This window comes from Pseudomonas agarici (assembly GCF_900109755.1).
In the GTDB taxonomy this organism is placed as follows: domain Bacteria; phylum Pseudomonadota; class Gammaproteobacteria; order Pseudomonadales; family Pseudomonadaceae; genus Aquipseudomonas; species Aquipseudomonas agarici.
On record NZ_FOAR01000022.1, the window covers coordinates 46197 to 70141 of the forward strand.

General features: G+C 59.3%; 25 protein-coding genes. 8 read left to right on the plus strand and 17 right to left on the minus strand.

The window, feature by feature from the left end:
* The first annotated feature begins 85 nt into the window (after positions 1-85).
* Positions 86-706, plus strand: a complete 621-nt coding sequence (locus BMX68_RS18755) for a cell wall hydrolase (RefSeq protein WP_074862479.1) — start codon at positions 86-88, stop codon at positions 704-706.
* Between the two features lie 61 nt (positions 707-767).
* Here BMX68_RS18755 and yghX read toward each other — a convergent pair whose 3' ends face one another.
* The gene (gene yghX / locus BMX68_RS18760) at positions 768-1655 is read right to left on the minus strand and encodes a YghX family hydrolase (protein ID WP_074862482.1); all 888 of its coding nucleotides are present in this window, start codon (positions 1653-1655) and stop codon (positions 768-770) included.
* 139 nt (positions 1656-1794) lie between these two features.
* Between yghX and BMX68_RS18765 the strand changes: the two genes are divergently transcribed.
* Positions 1795-2874 (plus strand): LirA/MavJ family T4SS effector, encoded by a 1080-nt coding sequence (locus BMX68_RS18765; protein WP_017131905.1) that lies wholly within the window; start codon positions 1795-1797, stop codon positions 2872-2874.
* Positions 2875-2928: 54 nt separating this feature from the next.
* Here the strand turns inward: BMX68_RS18765 and pstB are convergent, their stop codons facing one another.
* From pstB to BMX68_RS25625, 6 genes are all read right to left on the minus strand, one after another.
* Complete coding sequence (gene pstB / locus BMX68_RS18770) at positions 2929-3708, minus strand: phosphate ABC transporter ATP-binding protein PstB (protein ID WP_017131904.1); 780 nt, start codon at positions 3706-3708, stop codon at positions 2929-2931.
* A complete protein-coding gene (gene pstA / locus BMX68_RS18775; RefSeq protein ID WP_017131903.1) occupies positions 3708-4580 on the minus strand; it encodes a phosphate ABC transporter permease PstA in 873 nt (290 codons plus the stop codon). The genes pstB and pstA overlap by 1 nt, the downstream gene beginning before the upstream one ends.
* Positions 4577-5572 (minus strand): phosphate ABC transporter permease subunit PstC, encoded by a 996-nt coding sequence (gene pstC / locus BMX68_RS18780; protein ID WP_017131902.1) that lies wholly within the window; start codon positions 5570-5572, stop codon positions 4577-4579. Before pstC ends, pstA begins: the two co-directional genes overlap by 4 nt.
* Positions 5573-5642: 70 nt before the next feature.
* Complete coding sequence (pstS, locus tag BMX68_RS18785) at positions 5643-6659, minus strand: phosphate ABC transporter substrate-binding protein PstS (protein WP_026013170.1); 1017 nt, start codon at positions 6657-6659, stop codon at positions 5643-5645.
* A 374-nt stretch (positions 6660-7033) separates the two neighbouring features.
* Positions 7034-8047, minus strand: coding sequence for an aldo/keto reductase (locus BMX68_RS18790; protein WP_017131900.1), 1014 nt, complete (start codon positions 8045-8047; stop codon positions 7034-7036).
* A 32-nt stretch (positions 8048-8079) separates the two neighbouring features.
* Entirely contained in the window at positions 8080-8433 is a 354-nt protein-coding gene (locus BMX68_RS25625; RefSeq protein WP_143063322.1) for a hypothetical protein, read from the minus strand.
* On the opposite strand from BMX68_RS25625, the gene BMX68_RS18795 reads away from it, so the two are divergent.
* Complete coding sequence (locus tag BMX68_RS18795; protein WP_017131899.1) at positions 8420-9559, plus strand: glycerate kinase; 1140 nt, start codon at positions 8420-8422, stop codon at positions 9557-9559. The genes BMX68_RS25625 and BMX68_RS18795 overlap by 14 nt on opposite strands.
* A 112-nt stretch (positions 9560-9671) precedes the next feature.
* Here the strand turns inward: BMX68_RS18795 and pncA are convergent, their stop codons facing one another.
* The 5 genes from pncA to BMX68_RS18820 form a co-directional block, all read right to left on the minus strand.
* Positions 9672-10334, minus strand: a complete 663-nt coding sequence (pncA, locus tag BMX68_RS18800) for a bifunctional nicotinamidase/pyrazinamidase (RefSeq protein WP_017131898.1) — start codon at positions 10332-10334, stop codon at positions 9672-9674.
* 79 nt (positions 10335-10413) lie between these two features.
* The gene (locus BMX68_RS18805; protein WP_017131897.1) at positions 10414-10722 is read right to left on the minus strand and encodes a hypothetical protein; all 309 of its coding nucleotides are present in this window, start codon (positions 10720-10722) and stop codon (positions 10414-10416) included.
* A 69-nt stretch (positions 10723-10791) separates the two neighbouring features.
* Positions 10792-11364, minus strand: coding sequence for a cytochrome b (locus BMX68_RS18810; protein WP_017131896.1), 573 nt, complete (start codon positions 11362-11364; stop codon positions 10792-10794).
* 135 nt (positions 11365-11499) lie between these two features.
* Complete coding sequence (locus BMX68_RS18815) at positions 11500-11979, minus strand: nuclear transport factor 2 family protein (RefSeq protein ID WP_017131895.1); 480 nt, start codon at positions 11977-11979, stop codon at positions 11500-11502.
* 294 nt (positions 11980-12273) lie between these two features.
* Positions 12274-13911: a methyl-accepting chemotaxis protein gene (locus tag BMX68_RS18820; RefSeq protein WP_060782335.1), complete on the minus strand. Its 1638-nt coding sequence runs from the start codon at positions 13909-13911 to the stop codon at positions 12274-12276.
* A gap of 222 nt (positions 13912-14133) precedes the next feature.
* On the opposite strand from BMX68_RS18820, the gene pssA reads away from it, so the two are divergent.
* The 3 genes from pssA to BMX68_RS18830 all read left to right on the plus strand — a co-directional run bounded on the left by pssA (position 14134) and on the right by BMX68_RS18830 (position 17429).
* Positions 14134-15477: a CDP-diacylglycerol--serine O-phosphatidyltransferase gene (gene pssA, locus BMX68_RS18825; RefSeq protein WP_060782336.1), complete on the plus strand. Its 1344-nt coding sequence runs from the start codon at positions 14134-14136 to the stop codon at positions 15475-15477.
* Between the two features lie 197 nt (positions 15478-15674).
* Positions 15675-16271, plus strand: a complete 597-nt coding sequence (locus BMX68_RS25630; protein ID WP_143063323.1) for a hypothetical protein — start codon at positions 15675-15677, stop codon at positions 16269-16271.
* A 108-nt stretch (positions 16272-16379) separates the two neighbouring features.
* The gene (locus tag BMX68_RS18830; protein WP_017131893.1) at positions 16380-17429 is read left to right on the plus strand and encodes a hypothetical protein; all 1050 of its coding nucleotides are present in this window, start codon (positions 16380-16382) and stop codon (positions 17427-17429) included.
* A gap of 62 nt (positions 17430-17491) precedes the next feature.
* On the opposite strand, the gene efeO (BMX68_RS18835) is transcribed toward BMX68_RS18830, so the two are convergent.
* The 5 genes from efeO (BMX68_RS18835) to BMX68_RS18855 all read right to left on the minus strand — a co-directional run bounded on the left by efeO (BMX68_RS18835) (position 17492) and on the right by BMX68_RS18855 (position 22564).
* Entirely contained in the window at positions 17492-18316 is an 825-nt protein-coding gene (efeO, locus tag BMX68_RS18835; RefSeq protein ID WP_017131892.1) for an iron uptake system protein EfeO, read from the minus strand.
* Positions 18317-18334: 18 nt separating this feature from the next.
* Positions 18335-19669: an iron uptake transporter deferrochelatase/peroxidase subunit gene (gene efeB / locus BMX68_RS18840; protein ID WP_017131891.1), complete on the minus strand. Its 1335-nt coding sequence runs from the start codon at positions 19667-19669 to the stop codon at positions 18335-18337.
* A 19-nt stretch (positions 19670-19688) separates the two neighbouring features.
* Positions 19689-20882: an iron uptake system protein EfeO gene (gene efeO / locus BMX68_RS18845; protein WP_017131890.1), complete on the minus strand. Its 1194-nt coding sequence runs from the start codon at positions 20880-20882 to the stop codon at positions 19689-19691.
* 8 nt (positions 20883-20890) lie between these two features.
* Positions 20891-21733 carry an iron uptake transporter permease EfeU gene (gene efeU / locus BMX68_RS18850; RefSeq protein WP_017131889.1) on the minus strand — a complete coding sequence of 281 codons (843 nt, stop codon included), beginning with the start codon at positions 21731-21733 and terminating at the stop codon, positions 20891-20893.
* Positions 21734-21874: 141 nt separating this feature from the next.
* Positions 21875-22564, minus strand: coding sequence for an aspartate/glutamate racemase family protein (locus BMX68_RS18855; protein WP_017131888.1), 690 nt, complete (start codon positions 22562-22564; stop codon positions 21875-21877).
* A 110-nt stretch (positions 22565-22674) separates the two neighbouring features.
* Between BMX68_RS18855 and BMX68_RS18860 the strand changes: the two genes are divergently transcribed.
* Together BMX68_RS18860 and tpx are read left to right on the plus strand one after the other, a co-directional pair.
* Positions 22675-23169, plus strand: coding sequence for a hypothetical protein (locus tag BMX68_RS18860; protein WP_017131887.1), 495 nt, complete (start codon positions 22675-22677; stop codon positions 23167-23169).
* 171 nt (positions 23170-23340) lie between these two features.
* On the plus strand, positions 23341-23841 hold the full coding sequence (gene tpx, locus BMX68_RS18865; protein WP_017131886.1) for a thiol peroxidase: 501 nt from the start codon (positions 23341-23343) through the stop codon (positions 23839-23841).
* The last annotated feature ends 104 nt before the right edge of the window (positions 23842-23945 follow it).

The following is a 23945-nucleotide window of genomic DNA, read 5'->3' on the forward strand; positions in this document are numbered from 1 at the left end:
AATAGGATGGCGAGCCTCGGATAATCTGCCCGGAGGCGGCGCGGCGATACTCTTTTGGGCTGGGGTCATTTAACAGGGCCGGACCATGCGCCTTGCCTGGATAGCCAGTTGTCTGGTGACTGCTCTTGCCACGGTGACGGTCATCGCGGGCGACCCTGAGCCGAAACCGGAAGTTGCCATCGACAAGGCGCAGGCCCTGGAGCACAAAGCCGCAAAAAAGGAGAGCCCGGCGGCGCAACCCCAGGCACCTACGCTGACCAAGGTCGAGGCACAGGCGGTAGATCCGGCGGGCGACGCGGCGGTAGCCGATACCATTACCTGCCTGTCGCGGACCATCTACTGGGAAGCCAAGGGCGGCGGGCCGGCCGATATGGAAGCAGTGACCAGCGTGGTGTTGAACCGCCTGGGACATGAAGGGTTTCCCCGGACGATCTGCGAGGTGGTCAAACAAGGTTCCGAGCAGCGCGTCTGCCAGTTTTCCTGGTGGTGCGACGGACGCTCGGATGAGGTGCAGGAGGAGGGACGTTACACCATCGCCAAGGAAATCGCGCGCAAGGCTCTCAACCAGCAACTCAAGGACCGCACCCACGGCGCGCTGTACTTCCATGACCGGAGCGTCACCCCGAACTGGGTCAAGCAGTACATCAAGACCGCCGAGACCGACAAATTCCTGTTCTACAAACCTCAGGATGACAAGGCGAAATAACCCCGGCGTTTATATTGAACCGCTCCCTGATCAGGCGAACGCGGACTCAACAGCCGAAACGTCAAACCAGGTAGCGGCGAAACCATGCCACTGTACGGTCCCACGCCAGCTTGGCCGCTGCCTCGTCGTAGCGGGGGGTCGAGTCGTTGTGAAAGCCATGATTGACCCCCTGGTAGATATGCGCCTCATAGGTCTTGTCGGCTGCCTTGAGCGCCTGTTCGTAGGCCGGCCAGCCATCGGTGATGCCTTTGTCCAGCTCGGCGTAGTGCAGCAGCAATGGCGCCTTGATCCGGGGCACGTCCTCGGCCTTGGGCTGGCGACCGTAGAAAGGCACCGCCGCACTCAGTTCGGGGTAGGCCACGGCCGCCGCATTGACCACTCCGCCGCCGTAGCAGAACCCAGTGATCCCGACTTTTCCGGTGGTCGCGCCATGGCTCATCAACCATTCGATGGCGGCGAAGAAGTCGTTCATGAGTTTCTCCGGATCGACGGTTTTCTGCAGGGCTACACCTTGCTCATCGTTGCCAGGATAGCCGCCGACCGATGACAGGCCATCGGGAGCCAAGGCGACGAAACCGGCCTTGGCGAGACGCCGGGCGACGTCTTCTATATACGGGTTGAGTCCGCGATTCTCATGCACCACCACTACCGCCGGTACCTGGCTCGTGGCTTTGGCCGGCCGGACTCTATAGGCGCGGACCTGTTGATGGCCTTTGGGCGACGGGTAGGTGATGTATTCGGCGACGATATCCGGATCGGTAAACGACACTTGTTCGGCCAGCGCGTAGTTCGGGCTCAGCGCCGCCAGCACGCTGGCGGCCGCCATGCTGCCGAGGGTGAATTTTGCCGCTCGGTCGAGAAATTCCCGGCGATTGATCTTGCCATGGACGTAGTAGTCATAGAGTTCGAGCAGTTCAGGGGCAAAGTCTTTCGCCGTGAGACGTTCCATCGGTGCGCTACCTTTCGAGTGGATCGAGGCACTCATTAAAGCAGCCTTTTGGCACTTGCGAAAATACCGGCACTATCAGCCATCTTGTTTTTGGCGAAGATGTACTACGCTTTGAGCGAAGCGAATCGGAGGTTTGCTCATGAGTCAGTCTGCAGCGGACGTCGAACGAGACTTGAGGCGTTATTTTTCCCCGGCATGCGTGGGTAGTAAATATTTCGATGCCTATTGTCAAATAGGTGCGCACTTGTCGTCTGTAGATAACTGCAGGGAGCAATTAAAGAAGCTCGATGCTGAAATGTCGGCCATCTTGATTCACCGGATAGCGGAGATGCGGGGGAAACTCCAGCGCATTGGTAATTCATTAAGCCTGGATACGCTGCATGACTTGCTGAAGACTTTGGCGGGGGCGCGCAATAATCGATTTGGCGTCAATTTGAACTCTCCTCAAATGAGTGGATATCTACCGGTGGCCAAGGAGCTTTTTTCAAAACTTCTGACCGAGGCTTTGGGGCGGTGGGAGGAAAAGAGCGGGTTTGATGTGGACCACTATTTTGGTTTGGGCGACCGCCGCCCCGCCGATATCATGCACGGTATTCCCGGATCGCTTTTCAACCAGCAACTGGCAGACGGTCGTCCTTTCAAGGACCTTGGCGCGGGGCCTGCCCATGGCGAGTATTCCCATAGAATACAGTGGTACATAATCGGAAATGGCTTGCCATTACGTAATGCAGGAGATGTCTATAGAGATGTCAAGAGATGGATAAGCGTGGGTGGGTTGTTGAATCACGCGGCACAAGAAAATCTGGAGCAAACGACAACAAGTGTTTTTAGCGATCTCGGGACCGGGGCCTACAGGCGTTACTTATGGGAATATCTGTTTGACCGGGACGGGGATCCACCCAATGCGACGACGATTGCGTTCAAGGCAGAAAAAAAAGATTTCAGGGCGCCGAGCAATCTCAACGCTCACTTGAGGGATTTGAATTGTAATGATTATCCGCTGCTTTCATGGTGTGTGATTGATCGGTATAAAAAACGCACCGACCCTGCTCGCATAGCAGTGGAAGATTACTTTCTCAAAAAGGTTCCGGATAATAGCGATTTTTTAAACTTGAAAAATGGTGACGCCACGACACAGGTTGCCGCGGGTAAAGGGCTCTTTATTCGACGAAAGACCTTTGGTGTCAGTGTCGACTGGCAAAATCTGCCCAAGAAATAGCGTTGCCGTCCGTGGCCTGAGCGTTAGTAGCCGTTGTCTCGCCTAGTCCTTCGGTCAGCCGAACCGGCCGGTGATGTAGTCTTCGGTCTGTTTCATTTTCGGGTGGGTGAAGATCGCATCGGTTTCGTCGTGCTCGATCAGCTCTCCCATGAACATGAACGCGGTGTAGTCCGATACCCGGGCTGCCTGCTGCATGTTATGGGTGACGATGATCACGGTGTATTGCTCTTTCAGTTCGGTGATCAATTGCTCGATGCGCCCGGTGGAAATCGGGTCGAGGGCCGAGGTCGGTTCGTCCAGTAGCAGCACCTGCGGGCGCAGAGCGATGGTGCGGGCGATGCACAGGCGTTGTTGCTGACCACCGGAGAGGCCTTGTGCGCTCTGCTTGAGTTTGTCCTTGACTTCGCTCCACAGCGCCGCGCCGTGCAAGGCCTGCTCGACCCGTTCATCCATCTCCTGGCGCGACAGCTTTTCGTGGTGGCGCACCGCGTAGGCGATGTTTTCGTAGATCGACATCGGAAACGGTACGGGCTTTTGAAACACCATGCCGACATGGCTGCGCAGGCGGTTCATCGAATAGCCGGGGGCGAGGATGTTCTCGCCGTTGAGTAGCACTTCGCCGCGGGCTTCCTGCTTCAAGTACATCGCGTAGATACGATTGAACACCCGGAGCAGGGTCGATTTGCCGCAGCCGGAAGGTCCGATGATCGCCGTGATGCGTTTCTCCGGGATATCCATGTCGATGGACTTCAGCGACCGCTGGTTGTTGTAGAAAAATTCCAGGCCACGAACACGGATCTTGGTGTTCTCGCTGGCAAGGTCACGAGTCTTCATCAGGTCAGCCTATTGCGCAAAAGGATCAATCGGGACAGCAAACTGAGCAGCAGTACAAACAGTGTCAGTACCAGGGCGCCGGCCCAGGCCAGGGCATGCCAGTCCTCGAATGGGCTCATGGCGTACTGGAAGATCACTACTGGCACGCTGGCAATCGGCTTGAGCAGGTTGCTGCTCCAGAATTGGTTGCCGAAGGCGGTAAACAGCAGTGGCGCGGTTTCGCCGGTGATGCGTGCCAGAGCCAGCAGCACCCCGGTGACGACGCCGGCCTTGGCCGCGCGCAAGACAATCTGCAAGGTCATTTTCCACTGCGGTACGCCCAGGGCCAGGGCCGCCTCGCGCATGGTCGAGTGCTGCAACTGGAGCATTTCGTCGGTGGTCCGCACGACCACCGGAATCACCAGCAACGCCAGGGTCAGGGCTCCGGCAATGGCAGAGAAGCCAACCTGATGATTGGTCAGCAGATTGAGCGGTAGGATCACGGCGGTGTAGACGAACAGGCCGAGCACAATCGACGGTGCCGAGAGCAGGATGTCGTTGATGAACCGCACAATGCTACCCAGACGCGAGTGCCGGGCGAATTCAGCCAGCCAGACCCCCGCCATCAAGCCGATCGGAGTGCCGATCAGCAGGGCGATCGCCGACATCAGGGCGCTGCCGTAGAAGGCATTCGCCAGGCCGCCTTCGCTGCCAGGTGGTGGTGTCATCGCCGTGAAGAGTCGCAGGTTGAGGGCCTGGAAGCCGTTGATCACGGTGGTCAGCAGAATCCACACCAGCCAGGTCAGGCCAAACAACGTGGCAGCACAGCTCAGGACCATCGCCAGGCGGTTCTTGAAGGCGCGGGCCCGGTAAAGACGTTCATTGCCCGTCATAAACCTTCCTTGCGTGAGAGTCGCATGAGCATCAGTCGTGCCAATGCCAGGACGATAAAGGTGACGATAAACAGCAAGAAGCCCAGGGCGATCAACGCCGACCGATGCAAGTCGGTATAGGCTTCGCTGAATTCGTTGGCGATGATCGAAGCGATGGAGCTGCTCGGCATCAGCAACGAGGCGGAGAACTGCTGGGCATTGCCCAGTACGAAGGTCACCGCCATGGTTTCGCCCAGGGCCCGACCGAGGCCGAGGAACACGCCGCCGACCACCGCGGAGCGGGTGTAGGGTAGGACAATGTCCCAGACCACCTCCCAGGTGGTGCTACCCAATGCGTAGGCGGACTCCTTGAGAGTGGTGGGAACGCTGCGAAACACCTCATGCATCACCGAGGTGATGAAGGGCAGGATCATGATGGCCAGGACGATGCCGGCGGTCAGCATACCGATGCCCAGGGGCGGCCCCTGGAACAGCGGCCCGATACCCGGCAAGGCGCCGAGGTAGTCGTTGATCCATGGCGACAAGTGGTCGGCCATGAACGGGCCGAACACGAACAGGCCCCACATGCCGTAGATGATCGAGGGAATCCCGGCCAGCAGCTCGACGGCGGAGGCGACAGGCGCACGCAGCCAGGGCGGCGCGACTTCGGTGAGGAAGATGGCGATGCCGAAACTCACGGGAACCGCGATCAGCAAGGCCATGAAGGAGGTCACGAGGGTGCCGTAGATCGGCACCAGCGCGCCAAAATGGTTATTGACCGCATCCCATTCGGTGCTGGTCAGGAAGTCGAGACCAAAGGTCTTGAAGGCGAGGCTGCCACCCCACAGGGTAGAGGCCGCGATGCTTGCCAGGAGGACCAACACCAGCATGGCGGCGCCGAACAGGGTTCGCTTGAACCACAGGTCGTGGCGCTGGTCGCGGGCGGCCCGACCATCGCTGGCCGAATCGCTGCTGTAGGTGGACAGGGCCAAGGATTGTGTGGTGTCGTTCATTATTACTCTGCTCAAGTCCCGTCACCGGGCCGCTGACGGCCAGATGACGGGGTGTTTCAGGCGGGCCGGATCAATGGCTGAAGTCGGACTTCCAGTAACCTTCGATGCGCTGGACCAGCGAATCAGGCAAGGCAACGTAGTCCAGCGAGGCGGCTTGTTGCTGGCCGTTTTCCAGGGACCACTTGAAGAAGTTGAAGGCCGCCGAACTCTGCTCGGCGTTCTTCGGTTGCTTGTACATGATGATCCAGGTGGTTGCGGTGATCGGCCATGCGGCGTCGCCCGGCGCGTTGGTCATGATCAGGTTGAAGTCCTTGGCACCGGCCCAGTCAGCCGTATCGGCAGCGGCCTGGAAGGCCTTGGCGCTAGGCTGGACGAACTTACCGGAGGCGTTCTTCAACTGCGCATGGGTCATTTTGTTCTGCAGGGCGTAGGCGTATTCGACGTAACCGATCGAGTTCTTGATCTGCTTCACGTAGGCCGAAACACCTTCGTTACCCTTGCCGCCCACGCCGACCGGCCAAGGCACGGTGGTGCCGAAACCGATCTTCGACTTCCAGTCCTCGCTGGCTTTGTTCAGGTAGTTGGTGAAGTTGTACGAGGTCCCCGAACCGTCGGAACGGTGGACGACGGTGATCTTCGCATCAGGCAGCTTCAGGTCGGGGTTGAGGGCTGCGATAGCCGGATCGTTCCAAGCGCTGACGGTGCCCAGGAAGATCTTCGCCAGAGTTTCGCCATCGAGCTTCAACTGGCCGGCGGTGACGCCTTCGAGGTTCATTACCGGCACGATCCCGCCGATCACGCTGGGGAACTGGCCCAAACCGCCGGCCTTGAGTTCGTCAGCCGACAATGGCGCGTCGGAAGCACCGAAGTCCACGGTTGCCGCCTTGATCTGGGCGATCCCGCCGCCGGAACCGATGGACTGGTAGTTGATGCGGTTGCTGGAAGTCTTGCCGTAGTCCTGGGACCACTTGGACAACACCGGAAAGACGAAACTGGAGCCGGCACCGGTGACATCGGTGGCATGAGCAACGCCGCTTAGGCAGAGAGAAGCCAGCAGGACCGACAGGCGTTTTTTTGTCAGCAAAATCACGGCAATACCTCGATGTACAGGGGTGAGTGAAAGGGTTTATAAGTCAGACTGATAGCGATTTAATGCCTGAATTATTTCTGTCTGATGACATCGGAAAATATTTAGTAATGCCGGTTGTGGGCAGTCGTGTCGTTTTGATATCACGGAAGGCTCTAGGCCCTGCTTGGTCGACGCTTTGCCGCTGGCGGGCGATGCCGGTGACTGATGGTTTTCTGCAGTTTAATGGGGGATGCGGCGGCGCTGGTGGCCCATGTGGCGAGTTCTGTCAGTCAATTTCGGCCTGGCAAACGCCCAAGGGTAGACAGTGGGCGTTTTACCAAAAGGGAGCTTCGATGCTGTCGAGCAAACGCGATCCGGTTGTATCGTCTGTCTCAGCGGCTCAGCGCCCGGCGCCCGGACACAAAGTGGCTGACATCGTTGAAGCCTGGCGTCGAGGCATGCCCCGGCGTCACCAGCGAATCGATAAAGGCTTCGTCCTCGGTGCTGATCCGTACCGCCAACGCCTGGGTGTAACGGTCCCATTGCGCTTCGGTGCGCGGGCCGACAATCGCCGAGCTGACTGTCGCGTTGTTCAGTACCCAGGCGATGGCGAACTCGACAATGCCCACGCCACGGTCTTGGGTGTATTGCTGGATCTGCTGGGCGATGCGCAGGGACTCCACCCGCCACTCGGTTTCCAGGATCCGCTTGTCCCGGCGGCCAGCTCGGCTGTTACCATCCGGCGCGATATCGGGAGCGTACTGGCCGCTGAGCACGCCACGGGCCAGCGGGCTGTAGGGCACTACGCCGAGGCCGTAAGCCGCAGCGGCGGTGATTTGCTCGGTCTCGGCCTGGCGGTTGACAATGTTGTACAGCGGCTGACTGATCACAGGCCAGTCGACCCCGAGCCGTTCGGCGACGCGAATCACCTCGGCGATGCGCCAGCCACGATAGTTCGACAGGCCCCAGTGGCGGATCTTGCCCTGGCGTAGCAGGTCGCCGATGGCCGCTACCGTAACCTCCAGCGCCGTGTCGTGGTCCTCGCGGTGCAGGTAGTAGATATCCAGGTAATCGGTGCCAAGCCGGGTGAGGCTGGCGTCGATGGCATTGAAGATGTGCTTGCGGCTCAGGCCACCGCGGTTCGGTATTCCGTCTGTCGGGCCGATGCCGACCTTGGAGGCAATGATCCAGTCGTGCCGGTGGCGGGCCACTCCTTCACCGACGATTTCCTCCGAACGCCCGGCATTGTAGACATCCGCCGTGTCGATGAAATTGACCCCCTGATCCCAGGCTTTGTCGATGATACGCAGTGAAGTTTCAGTGTCGGTCTGTTCGCCGAACATCATACTGCCGAGGGTCAGTGTGGAAACCTTGAGGCCGGATTGGCCGAGGGTGCGATAATTCATGATTGACGTCCTTTTGTGGTGACGCAGAGGCTTCAATCAGATACCAGAAGCCCGATGTTGAGCAATCCCTCAAATAATTTGCCAGTATCTGACAAGGTAGCGGGAGAAATGGCAGCCAGGTATTCACTAAATCTGATATCGACGTCTGAGCGGGGCGGGTGGCAAAAAAACCAATCAATCGAGGTGAAAGAGGCAATGGACCGAATCGGTTCAAGGAAGACTTCGCCCCATAAGCCATAAACGGTCGCGCCATTATGATCTTTTGCGCTGCAAGAGTAAGGTGGATCGCCCAGTGAGTCCCGACCACCCTGGCGTTGCCGCACCTGTTCCGGTGGGCCGCAGGGGCGCCATAAGAACCGGAGAGTGCTCCCCATGAAAATCATCATCGCGCCTGATTCCTTCAAGGACAGCCTGAGCGCCGACGCGGTGGCCAAGGCCATTGCCGAGGGGCTGGTCGAGGTGTTGCCAGAAGCACAGTTGATACAGTGCCCGATGGCCGATGGTGGCGAAGGCACGGTGGCGTCGGTGCTGGCGGCCTGCGACGGCGAGTGGCGCGAGGCCACGGTTCAAGGACCATTGGGGAGGTCGGTACAGGCTCATTGGGGCTGGCTGGCTGCAAGCCAGACCGCGATTATCGAGATGGCCAAGGCCAGTGGCTTGCAATTGTTGCCGCCTGGCCAACGGGATGCCTGCATCAGCAGCACCTTTGGCACGGGCCAGTTGATTGGCGCGGCCCTTGATGCGGGAGCTCGACGAATCATCCTCGCCATCGGCGGCAGCGCCACCAACGATGCTGGCGCTGGCGCCTTGCAAGCGTTGGGCCTGGGCCTGTTCGACGCTCAGGGCCGAGAACTGGCACACGGTGGCCGAGCCTTGACGGACTTGCGGCGAATCGAACTGGCCGGGCTGGACCCGCGCCTGGCCGAGGTGCGTTTCGAAATCGCCGCCGATGTGAACAACCCCCTGTGTGGCGAGCAGGGTGCCTCGGTGATCTTCGGCCCACAGAAAGGCGCCACACCGGCTCAGGTCCGGGAACTGGATGCCGCGCTCGGCCATTTCGCCGACCTGTGCGCCGGGGTAATGCCCAAGGATGTGCGCGCTGAGCCCGGCAGCGGCGCGGCTGGGGGACTGGGGTTTGCGGCCAAGGCGTTCCTTGGCGCACGATTCCGGCCAGGCGTGGACGTGGTCGCGGAACTGGTGGGCCTGGCGCAAGCGATGCAGGGTGCCGATCTGGTGATCACCGGCGAAGGGCGTTTCGATGCGCAGACGCTGCGAGGCAAGACGCCCTTTGGCGTGGCGCGGATTGCCCGCCAATACGGAGTGCCGGTCATCGTCCTCGCCGGAACCCTGGGCGAGGGTTATGAACAGATGTACCAACACGGTGTCGATGCGGCATTTGCCCTGGCGTCCGGCCCGATGAGCCTGGAACAGGCCTGCGCGCAAGCCGCACCGTTGCTGTCGGCAAGGGCTCGCGACATCGCCCGGGTGTGGAAGCTGGCTGCTGGGCGATAAGTACCGCAACGCCATGTTTGTCGGTTGTCCAGGGCGCAGCCGGACCCGCTCGACCTGCGAAGCGACCGCCGTTGGGGAATACGCGGCAAGTCTCGTTGATGATTGCTCAGCCCTACTGATTCAGCGCAACCAGGCTCAATGAATCCATACACTGCACGCCCGCCGCCTCCATCTGCGCCATGGCTCGTTGCAAGGAGCCGTTCAGGTCGATGGCGCGGCAGGCGTCGGGGATCAGGATCGTGGTGAATCCCGCCGCACGGGCATCCAGGGCGGACCAGGCCACGCAGTAGTCCAGGGCCAGGCCGGTGAGGTACACCGTGTCGATAGCGCATTCCTTGAGATATCCCGCCAGGCCGGTCGGGGTCTTGCGATCGGCTTCGACAAACGCCGAGTAGCTGTCGATGCCAGGGTTGCTGCCCTTGCGCACTATCAGTCGAGCGTGGGGCAGGTACAGCTCGACATGCAGTTCGGCGCCATGGCTGCCTTGCAGACAGTGGTCGGGCCACAGCACCTGGGTGCCGTAGGCCAGTTGCACGGTATCGAAGGGCGCGCGTCCCGGATGACTGCTGGCGAACGAGGCGTGGCCGGCGGGGTGCCAGTCCTGGGTGATGATTACATTGCCAAAGCGGCTCGCCAGGCGATTGATCAGCGGCACGATTTCGTCGCCACCGGTAACGGCCAGTTGACCACCGGGGATAAAGTCGTTCTGCACGTCGATCACGATCAACGCGCAACGTGGGTCGTTCAAGGCTGGCAGGCTGGCGGTGGAGAGCATTCCTGGGTTCTCGGATGGGAGTTCAATGGGGTACCGTCAAGCAGACAAAGATAACTGTCTTTTTTGCGCCTCATATTCTTCACACCGGCTGCCGCTGAGTGATTTGATGGTCTGCAACTGCTCTGTTGAGTCCGTTCAACGCTTGCTGATACGGCTTGTCCTTGACCAGGTTGTAGGCGTGGTCGGCGCGGCCCTGATCGGGGGTGGTGCTGGTCACCCGTGGATCGCACTGGTTGGTTTGCGGGTTCCACACCTGTTGATCGGTGCATGTGGGCTTGGGCGGTTGCAGGGCGTCGTCGGAAGCGAGCGCCAGGCTGCCCGACAGCGCAGCCACCAGGCAACCGGCCGTGAGGAGGGGAGCGGTGAATGTGCGGTTACGAAGGTTCATGGATACTGCTCCGCTGTCGGCAACCTGGAGAGCGTCCGTGCGTCGGATTTGACTCCCAGAATTCGAAAGTTATTTCAGGCGGGTGCCCGGCAACATTCGTCGTAAGGTATCGTCGCCCAGAACATAGTGATGCACCAGGGCCATGATCGCGTGCAAGCCCGCCAGTATCACGATAATCCATGCCACTTGTTCGTGCAGGCCGGACAGTAGCGGGCGCAGCGAGCGGTCGAGGCTGACCAGTGTCGGGATATCCATCAGGCCAAAAAAACGGAAAGGCTCACCCTGGGCCCAGCGAAAGGCGAAACCCAGGCAGATCTGTGTCAGCAACAATCCATAAAGCGCCCAGTGGGCGAGTTTGGCCGGGCCATCCATGGCGCCGCGCTGCTGGGCGGGCAAGCGGCGCGCGGCGAACAGGCGCCAGGTGATCCGGGTGAGGACGATTAGCGCCAACAAGATGCCGCAGGAGATATGCAGCGACTGTAGGTCTTTGCGTAACGGTGTACCGCGCTCCAGTTGAGCCCAGATCTGCGAGCTGGCGAAGAGATAAATCACCAGCAGTGCGGTCAGCCAGTGCAGGCCGATGGTCAGGCGGTCATGGCGCCGGGTGGGCGAGTTGCCCAGGGGCAGGGAGACGGTGTACATGAGCAATCCTCGGTGGTGGTATCGATTGAACACGCGATATTCGGAGTTTATTCATTTGTTGCCGGATGGGTTAGCCTGATCGCTCCAGCCCTGAGCTTGGGAGCGATGAGTCGGGCGACAACGGCGAGAGGGTGGTTACAGACCCAGCTCCGACAGGCCCGGATGATCATCGGGGCGACGTCCCAAAGGCCAGTGGAATTTGCGCTCCTCAGCCTTGATCGGCAAGTCGTTGAGGCAGGCGAAACGACGGGCCATCAGGCCATTCTCGGCGAACTCCCAGTTTTCGTTGCCATAGGAGCGGAACCAATTGCCCGAGTCGTCATGCCATTCATAAGCGTAACGCACCGCAATACGGTTGTCGGTAAAGGCCCAGAGTTCCTTGATCAGCCGATAATCGAGTTCCTTGGCCCATTTGCGGGTCAGGAAAGCCTTGGCTTCCTCGCGGTTGTTGGCGAATTCGGTACGGTTACGCCAGCGGGTGTCCAGGGTATAGGCCAGGGAAACTCGTTCCGGGTCACGGGAGTTCCAGCCGTCTTCGGCGAGGCGAACTTTCTCAATTGCCGATTCTCGAGTGAAGGGTGGAAGTGGCGGGCGGACGTCTGCGTTTGATGACATTTCAATGTTTCCAATGAGGTTGAGTTCAGACTCGTTGTCGCACTGCGTTCAAGCGATACGCGTAGCGCTCCACAAGTCGCCATCCAGATCAAGCGATGATTCCCGGAGCATGACACCCTCAGAGCACCAGCAACGTGCTGGCCCGCGTTCGCCTGGCTTGTGCGCGAAAACATCAGGTAGATTTTGGTTTAGGGGATGCAGAGTAGAACGGTCGTTCTCCCTGATCAATCTTTGTTGTCGCCATACACTGGCAAGAAGAGTATCGCCGTCCCTGGCAACCGTGAAAGCATTGGTTCAAACTTTGAAGAAGCTGACTTTCTGCGTCAGGCTGTCAGCCAGTAGCGACAACTCACGGCTGGAGCGGGCCACCTGGTTGGAGCCGACTGAGGTTTCCATGGCCGCGTCGTGAATGCGATTGATGTTCTGGTTCACTTCCTGAGCCGCGACGCCTTGCTGGGTAGAGGCGCTGGCGATCTGCGCGTTCATGTCGTTGATCGCGCCGACTTCCTCCCGAATCCGGATCAGCGCGCCTTCGGCGAGACGGGTGTGTTCGACGGTTTGCTGGGCCATTTCGCGGCTATTGCGCATGATCTCGGCGGTCTTGCCGGCACCGGACTGCAACTGGGCAACCATTTCGCGGATTTCCCGGGTCGAATCCTGGGTACGGGTCGCCAGGGAGCGGACTTCATCGGCCACCACGGCAAAACCGCGCCCGGCTTCACCGGCTCGTGCCGCTTCGATAGCGGCGTTGAGGGCCAACAGGTTGGTCCGTTCGGCAATCGAGTTGATCACCGCCACCACATTCTCGATGGCCTGGCTGTCATGGGACACTTGACCCACGGAGTCAGCGGCCTGATCCAGCACCAAAGCCAGGCGCTGCATATCGCCAGCGGTGGTTTCGACCACCTGTTTGCCGCTTTCCACCGCTTGATCGGCGGCATTGCTGGCCAGCGCGGCTTTCTGCGCGTAGCCGGCGATTTCGTGAACCGTGACCGCCATTTGGTTGATCGCGCTGGCCATGCGCTGGGTTTCCCCGGTCTGCACGCGCATCTGCTCGTTGTTGTTGTCGGAGCTGGCCAGTAATTGGTTGGAGGAGCCCATCAGATCGTGGGCCACCGCGCGCACTTGGTGGATGGTTTCAGCCAGACGCTGGTTACTGGTCTTCAGCGCTCCCATGACACTGTTGGGATAGCGAGTCTCGATCTCGCCGTCGAGTTGACCGTTGGCCAGTTGGCGGATCGAGTCGGCAACCGCTTCCGGCTCCGCGCCGAGGGTCGACTTGAGGTTGCGGATGATCAGTAACGAGACCAACACGCTGAGCAGCACGGCGACGCTGGTGGTCAGTAGCATCAGGGTGGCGAAATGGCTGGCGGTGGTGCGCACTTGCGCCAGTAGTGTGCCGATCGAGGCCTCCTCCCAATCGATTAGCGCGTTGATGCGTTTCAGCCATTGCGTATAGGCCGGGGAAATGTCGGACAGCAGAAAAGCCTGGGCCTTGTCCATGTCGCCCTGCTTGCGCAGGTCGAGCAAGCGAGCGGTCAGGGCCAGGGTGGTGCGCTCGCTGTCCTTGATGTCATCGAGCAGGCGCCGTTCGGCGTCGGAGGCACCCATGTGGGAAAAGATCGCGTCCATCGGCTGGGCCGAGGCTTGGTAATCGGCGTTCAGCCGTTCGATAGCGCGCAGATGGGTTTCCAGGCCGGCGCCATCGCGGACCAGCACCGCATCGCGAATGGCAATGGCGCGGTCATGCACACTGCCGCGGAAGTTGATGGCGTAACGTTGCTTGACCGCACTGTCGTCACTGACGTTGGTCAGGGTCGAGTCGATCAAGCCCACGCGATTGACCCCAATCAGAGTCACCAGAATCAACAGCGAAAGTACCAGCCCAAATCCCAATCCAAGGCGTTTGGCGATTGTCAACGAGCGGGGCATTCAGATTTCCTTAGCGAAAGAAACAAAATTGATGTCAGTAGGCCATTAGATAGGCCAAGTTTTGCTGTGTTACAAGGGAGGGCCTGAATTTGTTTTGGCCTATCGGACCGATGGCGAAAGGAGCCGAAAGCGTGACAGCAGTGCCCGGTTGCAAGACACACGCAAAAAGCGATGCATGGTGTAAGCTCTCGGGTTCTTCGCATTCGACCCTTAGCGAGCCTTATGCCGTCGCTCTTCAAACGCTCCTTGCTGCCCAAACTGCGCGGTTTTCCCCTGGCTGCCGATGCGTTGACCATCCTGTCGGGCGCCGCCGAATTCCGGCGCTGCCTGTTAGAGAAGATCGCCGGAGCACGGCGACGCATCACCCTGGTGGCGTTGTACTTGCAGGAGGACGAGGCGGGGCAGGAGATTCTCGATGCGCTGCATGCGGCCAAGGCAGCCCATCCGGCGCTGGAGATCGTCGTCGTGGTCGACTGGCTGCGGGCCCAGCGGGGCCTGATCGGTGCCGGCAAGCAGCCGGGCAACAGCGCCTGGTATCAGGCGCAAACCCGTAACCACAGCACCGAAGTGCCGATCTACGGCGTGCCGGTGCAGACTCGTGAGTTGTTCGGCGTGCTGCACCTCAAGGGGTTTGTGATCGATGATTGCGTGATCTACAGCGGCGCCAGCCTGAACAACGTCTACTTGCACAAGTTCGACAAGTACCGCTTCGATCGCTATCACCTGTTGCACAATCGCGTCTTGGCCGACTCCATGCAGAGTCTGGTGCGTGAAGAGTTGCTGGCCTCCCATGCGGTCTGCCGCTTGGACTTGCCGACCTTGCCGAGCACCCGCAGCCTGCGTGGCAATATCGGCGATTTGCGCGCCCGGCTGAAAAAGGCCCAATACGATACCCATGCCGGTGTCGCGCCGAGCTTCAGTCTTTCGGTCAGCCCACTGCTGGGCCTGGGGAAAAACAATCCGCTGAACCGGGTGATCTGCGAACTGATCGCCACCAGTCAGCAGCAACTGACTCTCTGTACACCGTACTTCAACCTGCCGCTGGCGGTGGTACGGGAAATCAACCGGGCTCTGGAGCGCGGGGTGAAGATCGACATCATCGTCGGCGACAAGATCGCCAACGATTTCTACATTCCACCGAGCCAGCCGTTCAGGGTCATCGCGGCATTGCCGTACCTGTATGAGATCAGCCTGCGACGCTTTGCCAAACGTCATCAGGCGGCCATCGACAGCGGTCTGTTGAACTTGCATCTGTGGTGCGATGGCGAGAATACCTACCACCTCAAGGGTATGTGGATCGACCAGCGTTATACCTTGCTGACCGGTAACAACCTCAATCCTCGGGCATTCCGCCTGGACTTGGAAAACGCCTTGCTGATCGACGACCCGCGCAGCGAATTACTGGCGCCACGGGCTCGGGAACTGGCGTTGATTTTCGAGAACGCGCGGCGCATCGACAGCTTCAAGGAGCTGGATACTCTGGCGCAATATCCGGAGGCGGTGAGCAAGTTCCTGCGGCGGGTCAGTCGGGTGAAGATCGAAAGATTGTTGTATCGGATGCTCTGATTGCCTGATGGGTGGCACATTGTCAACTCGTATCAAAAGGGCTAAGTGTTATTATTAAATAATATAAATACCTGTTATTTTTGACAGTAGATGATTGTCGCGCATGTATGTAGTTTCAGTCCTATGGCTGTCTCTCCAGTACTTTTCGATTCCGAGAGAGCCTAATGATAGAGGCTCAGTGCCCTTGGAGAGTTGCGATGCGTGCCGGTATTTTTTATCTACTTGTAACATTGATATTATTCCAAGGCTGCTCTTTCTCTCGGGAGGGGTCGTTGTCGGATTCCTCCACGGATGAGCTGCCAACGACAGCTTCCGAAAATAATCCCGACGCAGCCAGGGCAGCCGGCACTTATGCAGACCCGAAGCACTGGAGCGAGGCCACCTTTATAGGGGCGATACATAAGGGCAATGATGGTTTTTATGAGGCAAGATTCAACGGTGGCGCATGCCCGACCTGTTACTACCCGCCCGCTGGAGCCGATAATGCCTGGTGGTTCTTTCGCGGTGTGAATTCGGGTTTGTATTCGAATCCGAAGTCCTGGAGTGAAACTACCTATGTAGGAGCGATACATCGGGGAAATACCGGTTTCTATGAGGCCAGGTTCAACGGTAGTGCATGCTCGACCTGTTACTATCCACCTGCTGGCGCCGATAATGCCTGGTGGCTTTTTCGTGGGGCACATGCCGGGACTTTTAATGATCCGAAATCCTGGAGCGAGTTCTCTTATGTCGGCGCAATACATGGGCTCGGTCATACAAAGCGCTTTGTTTCAAAATTCAATGGTGCTGCATAAGCCACACATTATTACCCAACCAACACGCGGGAGAATGCCTGGTGGCATACCGCCGCCAGCGGATGTTGGACAGGGAGGAGTCCGGTAACCTCGCTGAGCGACCTGGCAATGGCCGATACCAGCCAACAGGCCAAGCTGCCTGAGGGGCGTTTTCCGGACATTCAATCATTGCTCTCGAAATCGCCGACCGGGCAGCTCTCGTCGTTACTCAAGGGCGTTCGCCCTTCCATGTTGGAACTCAGGAACATCTATGAAGATTATCAGGTAAGCAGCGCGAATTTGATAAAGGATAATGGCGATTTTGGGGCTCTGATTGTTGCCATTCGCGCCGACGGTAGTTTTGTTGCATTTCTCGATACTCCGGAAAACCGTGGAACTATCATTGGTAGCGCCAACGGAGCACAAACCTGGATCAAGGAAGAAAAATATGATTATCTTACCCCGGACACCGTTGAGTCCGATGCGCAGTTCGAGGATTTGTCCTTTGTCGCGGATAACTCGGTAAACAGCCTGCTGGTTGATCATGATTGTAATGGCCGGATCATTGTCGATGTATTGGCCGGGTTCTCGAAGTCTGTCGCTGATCGGGTGGGAGACGCTACCGCTTTTGCACTTGCGCAAATCGAAAGTGCAAACTTGGGACTGCGAAATTCAAGAGCCGATACGGTGCGTCTCAGGTTAGTGGGCACCCAGATTGTCAACGAGGATTATCCGGTCACTGAGACAACTCTTAGCTTGGTCACGAGTATTTTCAAGAATGGTATTCTTGAGTCCGGGGCTGATATGGTTGCCGGGTATTTTAATATGCCTACAGGTGATGCGGCGGGGGGCATTGCTTATGCGCCTGGCCGTTATAGTATTCAGAGAACTGCCCAGCCTGCCGCATTTCGGCATGAAATCGGGCATAATGTCGGCGGCGGGCACTGCAATACGGGTGGCACTGATAATTATAAGTTTGGATTCAGTAATGGCACATCGGCAACTTTTCTATGTGGAAATAATGTTAATTATTATTCGACGCCTTTTGTTCTGGATGGTAGCGGTCGTCCACTAGGCAATGCAAAAACCGCGGATATGACTAGGTTGTGGGGTGAAAGAGCTGCGGCGATGTCTGCCTATGCTAAGTCCATCACCGCTCCTGTTGGCGTATACCCCTGATCCTGGAGCACTGTTGGAAAGCCCAGTCACCGATATCGGTGACTGGGCGTGTTCCTGTTTACTCAGTTCAGACCCAACTTGCCGCGCAGGGTCGACAGGTCTTCGGCCAGGGTGTTGACCGGGCCGACCAACGCCTTGCGGTCGGCGTCCTTGACCTTGTCATAGGTCTGGAAACCACCGTCCTCGGTTTTGTACTTGGCCAGGATCTTGTTCACTGCGGCAAAGTTCTTGTCGACTTTGGCGGCGAAGGCCTTGTCCTGCTGCTCGATCTGCGGGCGGAACAGTTCGACGATTTTCTTCGCACCGTCGATGTTGCCTTGAAAGTCATAGAGGTCGGTGTGACTGTAGCGGTCTTCTTCACCGGAAATCTTGGTCGCGGCCACTTCTTCGAGCAAGGTGGCGGCGCCGCCCACGACTTTCTCGGGCGGGAAGGTCAGGTCGGCAACACGGGCCTGTAGCTCTTTGACGTTGGCGTTCAAGCCATCGGCCAGTTCGCCCAGGCTATCGGTGGTCTTCTCGGAGAACAGGCTGTATTCGATGCGGTGAAAACCGGTGAAGTCCTTGGCCTTGACGCCTTGCTCATGATCATCGACACGGGAGTCGATAGCCGCGTCGAGATCACTGAACAGCTCAGCGATCGGCTCGATCGACTCGTAGTGAACACGGGTCGGCGCGTAGAGTTTCTGCGCGGTGGCCAGGTCGCCTTTCTTCACGGCATCGGTGAACTGCTGGGTTTTGTTGGCCAGCTCGTCGAGCTGTTCTGTGACGTAGATCTTGTAGTCCGAGAGCGGCCCCACCAGGTCCAAGGGCGCAGTGGCCGCGAAAGCCGAGAGCGGAGCGTGAACCAGGCCGAGAGCCAACAACCAAGCAAGAGGCGACTTTTTCATGGGACGTTTCCGGGTGAGTTAAGGATTAAGCTGTTTTTTTGCTGATGTTGCCGAAAGTAGCGAGCGACCGATGAAGTCCTGATCGTTCGCGACCCCCGGCAAGGTGAAGAAATAACCGCCACCGATCGGCTTGAGATATTCCTCCAGGGGCTCGCCGTTGAGCCGTGTCTGGACCGCGATAAAACCTTGCTCCAGGTTGGCCTGATAGCAGATGAACAGCAGGCCCATCTCCAGTTGACCGTTCTTGCTCACGCCGTTGGAGTAGTTGAACGGGCGGCGCAGGATCAGATTGTGCTGGGTCTCGGCGGTACGCGGGTTGGCCAGGCGGATGTGGGCATCGAGCTTGGTCAGCTTGCCTTCAGGGTCCTTGGTGTAGTCCGGTACCTGGGTTTCCTTCTGGCCGTCCATCGGTGCGCCCGAGCTCTTGATGCGGCCAATGATGCTCTCTTGCTCTTGCAGGGGAGTGCGGTCCCAGCGCTCCACGAGGTTGCGGATGATGCGTACTGCCTGGTAGCTGCCATGGCTGGCCCAGGCGGGCTCGTCGCTGCCGGGCTGGATCCAGACGACACGGTCCATGACGGTGTTGTCGTTGGAGTCCGGGTTGGCCGAGCCGTCACGGAAACCGAGAAAATTGCGCGCGCTCTGAGCCGGCTCGCCGGGCTGGGTCGGGGCCTGGGGCGGTACCGTACCTTCCTGCTTCCAGCGCACCAGCAACAGGTCCGGGGTGTTCTTGACGATATCGCGCAGGGCGTGGATGTTGGTGTCCGGCGTGTTCGCGCAGAATTGGATACTCAGATCACCGTGGCACAGGTCAGGTTGCAGGGCATCGTTGGGGAAACCGATCATCCGGCTCAAGCGCTTGGGCTTGGCGGCCTCCAGGCCGAAACGCTCATCGAACAACGAGTCGCCGACAGAGACGGTAATGGTCAGGTTGTCCGGAGTGACGACCGGGCCGAGAATCCCTGAGTCCACGGGTGGCAGCTTCGGGTCGAGCTGCTTTACCGCGCCACCGCTCATCAGGAAGGCGATGCGTTGGTTGAGGGTGCGGAACAGCCGCTCAAGGTCTGCGCGGTCGCTGGCGAGGACGTCGAAGGCGACGATCATCCCGGCTGCCGGACGCGGCGTGACGATGCCGGTCTGGTGCCGACCGTGGAAATCGTGGCGGTCCTGGGTCTTATCGCTACTCGGCGCCTGGGTCACTTGGGCTTGTGTCAACCGGGTCTGTGCGGCAGCGGCCATGGCCGGGCAGCTCAGGGCGCTGCCAGCGATTGCCGCGCCGGCTACGCCCATGCCCAGTAGGACACGACGGCGGTCGGCGGAAAACTCGTTGTTGCGGGGTGGTAAATCGCTCATGTTCGGGTCGTCTGCTCAATTACAGGCCAGAGAGGCCAAGGGCGGGATCGATTCCTTCGAGTGCATCGGCCACGACCTTGGCCTTGTCGGCGATCTGCTGGCGCTGCTCGGCGCCGACGGTGTCATAGGTCACGTAGCCACTGGCAATCTTCAGGCCGTTGAATTCGGCTTCGAGGGCAACGGTGGCCTCGTCGAGCTTGGGTAGCAGATCGGCGGCCGATTTCACCAGTAATGGCCGCAGGAGGTCGATGACCTTGCGCGTGGTTTGCAGGTTGGCGGCGAAACCGTCGAGGTCGACATGGCTGTAGCGTTCTTCCTCACCGCTGATGCCACGGCGGTCGGCGATGCTGCGTATGTTCCGGGCTACCAGACTGATCAGTTGCTCGGGTGGCAGCGACTGGCCCAGCAGCTGTTGCTTGAGGTGGGTCACATCGGCTTGCAGGCGCAGGGCAATCGGCAGCAGGTCGGCGAGGTGGCGTTGTTGAAACAGCCCGTATTCAAGGCGATGAAAGCCACCGAAGCCAGGATCCTGTTCGCGTTGTTCGTAGTAGTCGGCGCGGGCGTTGATAGCGTTGTCCAGCTCGGAAAAACGTTGGGCGGCAGGTGCCAGACGTTGATAGGCGGCGCGGGCCGGCGCATAGAGTGCCTGGGCCTGGATCAGGTCGCCGGCGGCGATAGCTTGCTGTAGCGCGTCGACCGCCTGGATCAGGGCACTGCCTTGGGTGCTCAGATAGACGCGAAATTCCGACAGCGGGCCGATAAAGGCGGTCATCGGCGGGCGCGCCTGGGCAGCTGCTGTCGAGGCGGCGGTCGAGGTCACGTGCAGCGTGCCACGTGGATTGCTCAGCAGTCCGCAGGTAATCATATAGTCGCCTGGAGCGAGGTTGGCCCTGATCACCTGGCTCAGGCCGGGAGCGATGTTCTCGCGCTCTTCGACCACCAGCACGCCGTCGAGGATTTCCCATTCCACCGCGCGATCCGACTTGTTGAGAATCCGGAAGCGGTTCAACCCTGCCGGAACAGTCAGTGCGTTGGGCTCGCAACCGTGGGACAGGATGCTGACGCTGATTTCGTGGTGCTGGCCCTGGCGTTTGCTCGCCGCCAGTTGCGAGGCGTAATAGAACAGTCCGCCGGCTGCGATCATCACGATCACCGAGCCGGCTACTGCCCAGCGCAAGGCTCGGGGCAGCTTGCCAGTTGCAGGGTTGGACATGGGTAACCTTACTGATTGGGAACGGAAGAAGTGTGCTTGGGGGGTGGTGATGCAGCCGGGATGAAAAACATCACCAGCGCGATCACCAGATACAGCAAGTAGGCGCTCACGACACTGACGGTCGGGGCGTCCTGGTAACCCAACATGCCGGCCAGGACCGAACCGGTCGGGCCATCCATCGGTAGCGTGGCACTGATATCGAAAACCACGCCCTGCAGGTGATTCCACAAGCCGGCTTCATGCAGCGCCTGTACCGCATTGGCGAGGATACCGGCGGCGACCACCAGAATGAACAAGCCAGTCCAGCGGAAGAACAGGCCCAGGTTCAGACGCATGCTGCCGGTGTAGATGGCCAAGCCGATGAAAATCGCCAGGCTCAGGCCGAGTAGGGCGCCGATTGGGGCGCTCGGGCCTTCGCTCTGTTGGAACACCGCCAGTAGGAAGAACACGGTTTCCAGGCCTTCCCTGGCCACGGCGAAAAACACCATGGCAATCAATGCCCAGACCTGATGCTTGGAGCCAGCCAGGGCGTGGTCGAGGGAAATATGCAGGGAGTGTTTGATGGAGCGTGCGACTTTGCGCATCCAAAACACCATCGAGCTGAGGATGCCGACGGCGACCAGGCCGACGATACCTTCGAAGAGTTCCTGTTGCTTTTGCGGGAATTCGGCGCTCATCAGCTCCAGGCCGCCTCCGACCAGGAGGGCGAGGGCAGCCGCGAGGAAAACGCCGACCCACACGGCGGGCATCCACTGGCCCCGGCCGGTCTGCTTGAGGTAGCTGGCAATGATGCCAACAATAAGCGCGGCTTCGATGCCTTCGCGCAACATGATCAGAAAGGGAACCAGCATGCGGTTATCATGTCCGTTACAAAATGAATGGTAATTTGTAACATAATGATACTCATTGCTAAACCGCTTTCATTGACAATAGCTGAACCTTGGCTGAACGGTCGGGGAAGGTATGCTGCCTGCGCTGATGGTTACCACGAGCTAGCCGAGTGCAAACTCCACGGCCGCCATGGCGTGTAACTCGGTCGTGTCGAACAGCGGCAGGTCGCTGTGCTCGGGCTTGATCAGCAGGCTGATTTCCGTGCAGCCGAGAATCACTGCCTGGGCGCCGCGGGCGGCTAATCCGTCAATCAGTCGCCGGTAAGCCTGGCGCGAGTGCTCGCTGATGATACCGACGCAGAGTTCCTCATAGATGATCCGGTGCACGGCCTGGCGCTCGTCGGGCTCGGGCACCAGTACCTCCAGGCCCAGGGCGGCCAGCCGCTGCTTGAAAAAGTGCTGCTCCATCGTGAACGCGGTGCCGAGCAGCCCCACGGTGCGTGCTCCGGCGTCGAGGGCAGCTTGTCCGACCGGCTCGGCGATATGCAGGAGGGGTATGTCCACTGCTGCCTGGATTTGCTCTGCGACCCGATGCATGGTGTTGGTGCAGAGTACGACGCATTCGGCGCCACCCGCCTGCAGGCGCTGCGCGGCGTTCTCCAGGATCAACCCAGCTTCGTCCCAGCGTCCCGCGTGCTGGGCTTGTTCGACAGGTCCGAAGTCGACGCTGTACATGAGCAACGACGCCGAGCGCAACGGGCCTAGCCGCGAGCGAACCCGCTGGTTGATGATCCGGTAATACTCGGCGCTGGACTCCCAGCTCATGCCGCCGATAAGGCCGATGGTACGCATGTGGTGCTCCTGTCGATACTGTGGGTGCTGTTCATGAGTTAGTTGTACGCCTGCGGATACGATCTGCCATGATCGTAACTTCGATTCAGGTTCACCCGAGGAGCGGCTCAATGGACGACATACGGCAACTGGGGGAAATGCTTCGGCACTACGCCGAGAGCGAAGCACATAAGCGACAACTGTTCGACAGTCAGTCGGCCCACTGGACCGCGCGGATTGGCGAGTTGTTCGATCATATCGAACACTGGCTGGAGCCGGTCAAGGCGCCGCATCTGCTGGAAGTACGACGCGAAGAGTATGTGGCCTTCGGTGCTGGCGTCGCGGTGGAAACCTCGACCTTCAAGACGCAGAAACTGAGCATTCATATCGTCGGCAAGGCGGTGGAGTTCGTCCCCGAAGTGATGGGGGCCGGTGGCGCGATTTCCCTGGCGGTGGTGGGCTTGACCGCGGCGCGTTATGGCAGCGTTTCACTGGTGGGTGTGCCGGGTACAGGGGACTGGCAGTGGCGCAAGACCAATGGTCTGAAAGACCCGGACATCTTCGCGTTCGATGCCAATTTCCTTGCCGCGCAGTTGCAGAGCCTGATTCCTCGCGAACGCGCTTGAGCGAGCTCGGAAGTGGGCAACGGCGCTTTGCTCCCGTTCCTACACTAAAAAGCTGTTTTTCAGGTTTGCCACGCCAGGGATCGTATGACACTTTGTGCGTCCCTTGAGGTCGCCAAACACTGTTGTGTTTAATTTCGGCCTCTTCAAAAAACGTCTGGAAGGATTTCGTTCATGGCTCAAGTCACCCTCAAAGGCAATCCGGTTCAAGTCACAGGTCAACTGCCATCAGCCGGCTCCAAGGCACCTGCCTTTTCGCTGGTAAACGCCGGTCTGGCCGACGTTACCCTGAGCAGCTTTGCCGGCAAGCGCAAAGTGCTGAACATTTTCCCAAGCGTCGATACACCGACCTGCGCCACCTCCGTGCGCAAATTCAACGCTCAGGCCAGCGACCTGGCCAACACCGTGGTGTTGTGCATCTCGGCTGACTTGCCGTTCGCCCAGGCGCGTTTCTGCGGTGCCGAAGGCCTGGAAAATGTCCAAAGCCTGTCGACCCTGCGTGGTCGTGAGTTTATCGAGAACTATGGCGTGGCCATCGCTGACGGCCCACTGAGCGGCCTGGCCGCCCGTGCGGTCGTGGTGCTGGACGAAAACGACAATGTCCTACACAGCGAGCTGGTCAAGGAAATCGCCGACGAGCCCAATTACCAAGCGGCCCTTGCCGTGCTTAAGTAAAGGTTGCGGTGGTGCCCGACGGCCTGGCTCTGCCCAGGCCGTTTTTCGTGGCCAAGCGTGCTGCGAAAAATCGTTGAACGTGCTTCAGTGGCGCTCTGGTGTGA

Excerpts from the sequence above, each read along its gene's own strand:
- efeB (WP_017131891.1), bottom strand. The coding sequence starts at position 19,669 with ATGAGCGATTTACCACCCCGCAACAACGAGTTTTCCGCCGACCGCCGT.
- pssA (WP_060782336.1), top strand. The coding sequence starts at position 14,134 with ATGCCGTCGCTCTTCAAACGCTCCTTGCTGCCCAAACTGCGCGGTTTT.
- pstA (WP_017131903.1), bottom strand. The coding sequence starts at position 4,580 with ATGACGGGCAATGAACGTCTTTACCGGGCCCGCGCCTTCAAGAACCGC.
- BMX68_RS18820 (WP_060782335.1), bottom strand. The coding sequence starts at position 13,911 with ATGCCCCGCTCGTTGACAATCGCCAAACGCCTTGGATTGGGATTTGGG.
- BMX68_RS18805 (WP_017131897.1), bottom strand. The coding sequence starts at position 10,722 with ATGAACCTTCGTAACCGCACATTCACCGCTCCCCTCCTCACGGCCGGT.
- yghX (WP_074862482.1), bottom strand. The coding sequence starts at position 1,655 with ATGGAACGTCTCACGGCGAAAGACTTTGCCCCTGAACTGCTCGAACTC.
- BMX68_RS18790 (WP_017131900.1), bottom strand. The coding sequence starts at position 8,047 with ATGAATTATCGCACCCTCGGCCAATCCGGCCTCAAGGTTTCCACACTG.
- BMX68_RS18855 (WP_017131888.1), bottom strand. The coding sequence starts at position 22,564 with ATGCGTACCATCGGCCTTATCGGCGGCATGAGCTGGGAGTCCAGCGCC.
- efeO (WP_017131892.1), bottom strand. The coding sequence starts at position 18,316 with ATGAAAAAGTCGCCTCTTGCTTGGTTGTTGGCTCTCGGCCTGGTTCAC.
- efeU (WP_017131889.1), bottom strand. The coding sequence starts at position 21,733 with ATGCTGGTTCCCTTTCTGATCATGTTGCGCGAAGGCATCGAAGCCGCG.
- BMX68_RS18815 (WP_017131895.1), bottom strand. The coding sequence starts at position 11,979 with ATGTCATCAAACGCAGACGTCCGCCCGCCACTTCCACCCTTCACTCGA.
- pstB (WP_017131904.1), bottom strand. The coding sequence starts at position 3,708 with ATGAAGACTCGTGACCTTGCCAGCGAGAACACCAAGATCCGTGTTCGT.
- BMX68_RS18830 (WP_017131893.1), top strand. The coding sequence starts at position 16,380 with ATGGCCGATACCAGCCAACAGGCCAAGCTGCCTGAGGGGCGTTTTCCG.
- pstC (WP_017131902.1), bottom strand. The coding sequence starts at position 5,572 with ATGAACGACACCACACAATCCTTGGCCCTGTCCACCTACAGCAGCGAT.
- BMX68_RS25630 (WP_143063323.1), top strand. The coding sequence starts at position 15,675 with ATGCGTGCCGGTATTTTTTATCTACTTGTAACATTGATATTATTCCAA.
- BMX68_RS18860 (WP_017131887.1), top strand. The coding sequence starts at position 22,675 with ATGGACGACATACGGCAACTGGGGGAAATGCTTCGGCACTACGCCGAG.
- BMX68_RS25625 (WP_143063322.1), bottom strand. The coding sequence starts at position 8,433 with ATGATGATTTTCATGGGGAGCACTCTCCGGTTCTTATGGCGCCCCTGC.
- BMX68_RS18755 (WP_074862479.1), top strand. The coding sequence starts at position 86 with ATGCGCCTTGCCTGGATAGCCAGTTGTCTGGTGACTGCTCTTGCCACG.
- BMX68_RS18810 (WP_017131896.1), bottom strand. The coding sequence starts at position 11,364 with ATGTACACCGTCTCCCTGCCCCTGGGCAACTCGCCCACCCGGCGCCAT.
- pncA (WP_017131898.1), bottom strand. The coding sequence starts at position 10,334 with ATGCTCTCCACCGCCAGCCTGCCAGCCTTGAACGACCCACGTTGCGCG.
- tpx (WP_017131886.1), top strand. The coding sequence starts at position 23,341 with ATGGCTCAAGTCACCCTCAAAGGCAATCCGGTTCAAGTCACAGGTCAA.
- efeO (WP_017131890.1), bottom strand. The coding sequence starts at position 20,882 with ATGTCCAACCCTGCAACTGGCAAGCTGCCCCGAGCCTTGCGCTGGGCA.
- BMX68_RS18795 (WP_017131899.1), top strand. The coding sequence starts at position 8,420 with ATGAAAATCATCATCGCGCCTGATTCCTTCAAGGACAGCCTGAGCGCC.
- BMX68_RS18765 (WP_017131905.1), top strand. The coding sequence starts at position 1,795 with ATGAGTCAGTCTGCAGCGGACGTCGAACGAGACTTGAGGCGTTATTTT.